The sequence below is a fragment of the Poseidonibacter sp. genome, assembly GCF_041821165.1.
In the GTDB taxonomy this organism is placed as follows: Bacteria; Campylobacterota; Campylobacteria; order Campylobacterales; family Arcobacteraceae; genus Poseidonibacter.
The window spans coordinates 1-1140 of sequence record NZ_JBGUES010000282.1 but is presented as its reverse complement, the minus strand read 5'-3'; the positions used below and the strand labels follow the sequence as shown (position 1 = coordinate 1140).

Genomic DNA, 1140 nt, shown 5'->3' with positions numbered 1-1140 from the left:
GTCATCCCATGTTAAAGTTATAGTTGAAAGTGTATTTATTGATTGATGAATATCTCTTAATTGTAATTTGAAATATTTTGAAAAACTATCAATTAAAATTACATGTAAGTTTTTTTGAGGATAATCTTCCTCCGAGAGAGGATTTATTATTTTATCTTGATTCGTAACCTCTCTTTCTAATAAATTTTTTATATATTCATATTTATCTGGTTCTTTTAAACTATATTCTTGATCAAAAAATCTTTTTAAATATATTTCTGATGAAAAGTTAGCTCCATAAATTGCATTTATTGAGTGTGATAATTGTTTTGAATTTGTTGCAATTATAAAATATATTCCTTTGATATCAAAGATATGTTTTATATTTTCAAGTAATTCAATAGCATAATTTGGGCGACATCTATCAAGTTCATCAATTAAAATAAATAGAGGTAACTTTGGATTAGTATCTTTTTCTATTTGGCTAATTAATAGTTTCATATTTTTTTTAAATGTTTCTATACTATTTTTTAATGTTTTATGTTCTTGTAGTGCGATTTCAGTTGCTTTACTCATTATTGAAGAAAGAGTATTTTGTGTATCTTTTTTAATTTCTGATTTTTCTTCATCATCACTTTTTACATCTTCTTCACTTAGTAATTGTGTAAACTCTTCAGCGCTTAGACCGGTTAAATGTTTTGTTAAAATAGAAACAAATAAGGGTAAACTTTTTGAAAATGTTAGTTTAAATATTCTTTTTGCTTCGCTATTTTTACTATTATTAAAATAATCAGATAGAGAATCATTTATTTCAGAAAAAAATGCAAGTAATGGTTCTTTTGTAAAATCATTCTTCCATGCATCAAAAAATATTACTTCATGTTCTTTTTTTTTAAGTTCTTCTTCTAATAATTTAAGAAAAAAAGTTTTACCATATCCCCATTTTGCATTTACATTTAATACAAATGAATCCTCATTATTTTTAACTTCGTATCTTTTTGTTAAATAGTTAATTAAAAACTTTGCTTCATTCTTTCTACTTAGTTTATCATCTAAAAGTTCTACCAAAATATCTTGCCTTATAATAAAGTCAGATATTTTAACATAAAAGTTTAATATTAATTCTTTTACTTATTGAGCAAAAAACATTCTTAGATATAA

General features: G+C 23.0%; 1 protein-coding gene. It reads right to left on the bottom strand.

Annotated elements, in window-relative coordinates; genetic code table 11:
* Window positions 1–1047: P-loop NTPase fold protein (locus ACERKK_RS13170; RefSeq protein ID WP_373773531.1), on the bottom strand; the 1047-nt coding region annotated here is incomplete at its 3' end.
* Window positions 1048–1140 lie beyond the last annotated feature (93 nt).